The sequence below is a fragment of the Evtepia gabavorous genome, from assembly GCF_003425665.1.
Lineage (GTDB): Bacteria > Bacillota > Clostridia > Oscillospirales > Oscillospiraceae > Evtepia > Evtepia gabavorous.
Window position 1 is genome coordinate 1 of sequence record NZ_QQRQ01000050.1, and the last position, 4428, is coordinate 4428.

Below are 4428 nucleotides of genomic sequence, written 5' to 3' on the forward strand. Positions count from 1 at the left end.
AGGATAATCTCTTATTATCACTTATTGTGGCATCAAATAATTACTATCCTTTGTTACAAGCGGTAAAATAAGGTCTGATCAGACTGACAGGAGTGGGAGAAATATGGAACGCCAAAAATATGATGTTGCGGTTTCTTACGCCAGTGAACAGCGGCCTTATGTGGAGCGGTTCGTCGCACGGCTGCAGTCCCAAAAAATGCGTGTATACTATGACCGAAACGCACAGGCTAAGATGGTCGGAAAAATTCTGGATCAGGAATTGCACAGGATCTATCTTCAGGAATCCAATTGCTGCATCCTGTTCCTGTCAAACGCATATGTTGAAAAGCCTGTTACACGCTATGAATCGCAGATCATTCTCTCTGAGAACCTTTTCAAGGAAAATTTCATGTATATTTTCAAGTTTGATGATGTAACGCTTCCGGGGTTGAATCGCAATTTTGTTTACTCAAGCGCAGCGGAATTCCCTGAACCAGAGGCGTACTCCAATTTTATATATGAAGTAATACGGGGAAAAAAGCCGAAAGATGACTCTGGCACCTTTTTATATGAGTCGCTCGCAGATGGACTCGTTCAGATCCTGGATCGCTGCGCATCCCAATACAAGTTTACGCTTCGCTCTGACCGGCAGTCCAATAAGCTGCTCCTACGTCTGCGATCCGGGGCTGCCGTGCTGCTGCAAGTCCAGGTGGGACAGCTCCTCGGGAAAAGCGGCGTATGTCTGTGGATGCACCCGGGAAGCCGCTCCTGTGACGACCACGCCTATCAGGGCTGCGTCACATGGTCTGCCTTAAAGTGCCAGTATCGCCTGGAAAACCGAGGGCTGCTGCTGGATCTGACGCCGGAGATAGAGTTTCCCTCTTTAGCCGGCCTGCTTGAACGGCTGGATAGGGAAATTCAGACGATACTCGGAGTGTCGGCATGAAGCTGAACGATTATTCAAGCTTGCTCTCGGAGCTTAGAAAAGGAGAACGGCAAAGGGTCTATATTTTGACCGGGGAGAGGGGCCTGGGAAAACACAGCGTTTTATCCGCCGCAGCCGAAACCATCAAAGAGACCGCCCCAGATGCGACCATCCTTTCGGTCCATCCAGACGCATTCAGTTTTTCCCTCTGGCCCATGGAGGAGGCCCTCCGGCAAAGCACTCCAGATGCCGCTTTGCCCAGCCACGAGATGAAAGACGGCTTAAATTATCCGGAACAATTGATTCGGAGTATTTTGGAACTGTGCAGCGGAAAAAAACGTACTATTATCTTTTTGAACCGGCTCCAGTCCTTTAACGATGATCTATGGTCGTTTACTACCAAGCTGCTCCGCCTGCTTTTAGATCCATACCGCAGCTTTAACGTCTGTTTCTGTTGCTGTCTGCACACCGACGGCGTTTTGCGCAGCCAATCCGGTACCCAAACCCGCAGTGCCGACCAGCTGATCGGGCTTTTCTCCCGGTATCCGCAGAGTACATGCTACCTGTACTTCCACCCCTGGTCTAGAGAGGGGCTCCAACGCTTTTTGGAGAATGAACTGTTTCAGGGCAAGCTCCGCATGGCTCCGGGGCAGAGGGGCCTGTTGCTTGACGCCGCCATGGGAAACCCAGCCACGCTGATCAACCTGACCGAGCGCATGAAGGCCCGAGGCCTTCTTTATGAGGAAAACGGATTCTACTGCTGCGGCAGTATAGATGGGACGGTACTGCTCACCTGCGGCCCTGTTCCGGCGACAGAGGAGTATACGCGGATGGAGCACCCGCTACAGGAATTGCTCCGCGGCTCCAGCGTCATCGGCGTGGAATTTGAGGCCCAGCTCCTTTCCGACCCGTTGGGTTTCTGGGCGGTAAAGGACAAGTTGAGACGACTCCTCTCCATTTCAAGGATCATCCAACGCAAGGTGGACGATCTGTACGAATTCGAGAGCATATTCGCCAGACTCTCCATCCGCGATCTTGTATCCAAAGAAGAGAGCGTCCTCTGGAACAGCCGGTTGGGCGAGTATTTCTGGAAGCTCAGCCAGCGGCAGATAACTGAGGGCGCGGTCAGCGCCAGTCTGAACAGTCTGAAAAAGAGCGCGTTTTACTACGATGAGGCCATGAACCGCGCACAGGCCATGCAGCTGTATGAGCGCCTGAGCATGGAACTCATGTCCATCATGCAATACAGGGACGCGGTCAAGGTGCTCCGCAGGATGCGTGATCTTTGTGAACTTGTCCCCGATCTTCGCACACCGAACGATTTGAACCGCACCTGGCAGCTGGAGGGAGACTGCTACCGCTATTGTTCTGATTTTTCTAAGGCGATCACCGCATACGAGACTTTTTTGGAGCGTGCAAAACTCACCAAATATGAACGGATGGACGCCCAATGCAGCTATTGTGTTGTCCTGTATGAATCGGGAGAGATCTCTCGGCCGCTGGAACATCTACGGACGCTCTTATCCGAATTGCAAAAAGAGACCGGTCCCCAGGCCGCGTCCATTCTGGTCCGCACACTGTCCTGCCTGACCTCGATAGAAGAGACGCTCTGCGACCCAATGCATGAATTCCATTTTAACGCGGCCCTGGACATTGCCAAGCGGTATCATTTAGAGGACGAGTACTATGTCCTTTTGAGAAAATCTCTGATTGTGCACAAGGGTGTTTATGGAATCAGCCTGATGGAGAGCGCACGGGTGTATTTTGAGCGGATAGGGAATCAGAAGGAGCTGGCAAGGACCTTGTGCAACCTTGCGGCGGAGCTTCTGCTCCACGGAGATCTGGAGCAGGCAAGGAGCAATTACCAGCACAGCGCCGAGATCCTTCGCAGTTTCGGAGCGGAAACAATCTATGTCCCCATCAATGGCCTGGGGGATTATTGGTGTCTGAGAGGCAATTTTGAACGGGCACTTTCCCTTTTTGAAGAGGCTTACCGAGAAGAGTACGATGCGTTTACCAGAATCGCCATCCGAATCAATCAGGCGACTGCCCACAGAAAGCTCGGACATTACGACGCCGCAGCGGAGCGGCTGGCGCAGGCAGAAAAGATTTCAAACAGCGGAGATGCCGCGGAATATGCGATCTTGCTTCCCCACCTCCTCATCGGTAAGGCACTGCTCCTTTATGACAGAGGGGAACTGGAGGAGGTCTACCCGCTTTTCCTGAAATATATCCAGGAGGATCCCAGCTTTGGCCGCCGTCGGCTGGCCCTTGCGGGACAATACATTCAAAAGATCTGCGCTTATTTTCAGCGCCCTGTCCCGGATGGCGTAGATGCTTTTGCAAAAGCGACCTCACCTGCTGACGAGCGCCTCCTCCGGCACGGGATCACCCTGATTCGATTCTCAATCACCGAGTAGCAGGATATCTCCGCAGGGCGGATTCCAAAACTGCGTTCAGCAGATCGGCATAGGACATCCCCCTCCGGGCGGCACAAAACTCAAATGTACCGCCCCGGTTCATCGAGGGGATAGGGGTCACTTCCAGCAGATACGGAACACCGTTGTATAGTTTCAAATCAATGCGCGAGAGATCACAGCACTGGAATCCACGGTGGACCCGCAGAGCCATATCGATGATCGCTTGGTCTGTCTCTCTCCCAAATGATCTCCACTCGGTCCGGTGGTTTCCGTGCTCTTTTTTCTCCGCAGTGTAAAACGGCATGATGCCACCATCCTGTTCGCAATACTCTACGATTCCCAAGACCTCTGCCTCTGCACCGGTTCCCAGGATAGGGACCGCCAGTTCATGCCCACCAATATATTCGTCACAGCGCACTTCCTGCTTGTAAGTCCGCACGATCCGTCCAACAGCGGCCAAGAACTCATCTTTATTTTTTACCAGCGACAGACCCATGCTAGTGCCTTCCCGGTTAGGCTTCACCACCAAAGGATATGTGATCCCGGCCTGGGCGGAGAGAGTCTCCAGTTCGTCCAGCGTGTGAAACTGCGGCTGATAAAGGAACCCCTTCGGCGTATGTATTCCCAAGCTTTCTGCATAGAGCATGGTTATATGCTTGTCCAAAGTGAGGACCATGGCAAAGGCGTCACTCCCTGTATAGGGAAGATGAAAGATCTCGCAAAGCGCCGGCACGATCCCCTCCCGATTTCTGGACAGAAAGCCCTCGCCAAAATTCATGATGATATCAATATCTTTTAGTTTATCCTCGCGAAGCATGCGGGCAAAGCTGTGGGGCGCCCCAACGGGCAAGACATAATGACCGGACTGCTCAAGCGTGTTTTGGAGATACTGCATATCGCTCAGATAGTTAAAATCACAGAAGGTCACATCACTTGCTTCAAGCCCATAATCTTCTCTGATATCAAAAACAAGACCAATACGCATAGATCATCCCTCCCTACCTGCCGCCGCACAAGAACGATTCATAATGGGGATGACTTCCCGTTCATGTCTTATGCTGGCTTCAGAAACTGATTAAACGATTGATAATAAGAGATTATCCT

3 protein-coding genes are annotated in these 4428 nt (G+C 52.0%); 2 read left to right on the forward strand and 1 reads right to left on the reverse strand.

All coding sequences use genetic code 11. The features are described from left to right. Positions 1–103: 103 nt before the first annotated feature. Together DV520_RS11915 and DV520_RS11920 are read left to right on the forward strand one after the other, a co-directional pair. Positions 104–925, forward strand: coding sequence for a toll/interleukin-1 receptor domain-containing protein (locus tag DV520_RS11915; RefSeq protein ID WP_117143006.1), 822 nt, complete (start codon positions 104–106; stop codon positions 923–925). Next, positions 922–3324 carry a tetratricopeptide repeat protein gene (locus DV520_RS11920; RefSeq protein ID WP_117143007.1) on the forward strand — a complete coding sequence of 801 codons (2403 nt, stop codon included), beginning with the start codon at positions 922–924 and terminating at the stop codon, positions 3322–3324. The genes DV520_RS11915 and DV520_RS11920 overlap by 4 nt, the downstream gene beginning before the upstream one ends. Here the strand turns inward: DV520_RS11920 and DV520_RS11925 are convergent. Then, a complete protein-coding gene (locus tag DV520_RS11925) occupies positions 3314–4309 on the reverse strand; it encodes a D-alanine--D-alanine ligase family protein (RefSeq protein ID WP_117143008.1) in 996 nt (331 codons plus the stop codon). The genes DV520_RS11920 and DV520_RS11925 overlap by 11 nt on opposite strands. Between the last annotated feature and the right edge of the window lie 119 nt (positions 4310–4428).

Bases quoted from the DNA above. Each gene is read 5' to 3' on its own strand.
- DV520_RS11925 (WP_117143008.1), bottom strand. From the start codon at position 4,309: ATGCGTATTGGTCTTGTTTTTGATATCAGAGAAGATTATGGGCTTGAA.
- DV520_RS11915 (WP_117143006.1), top strand. From the start codon at position 104: ATGGAACGCCAAAAATATGATGTTGCGGTTTCTTACGCCAGTGAACAG.
- DV520_RS11920 (WP_117143007.1), top strand. From the start codon at position 922: ATGAAGCTGAACGATTATTCAAGCTTGCTCTCGGAGCTTAGAAAAGGA.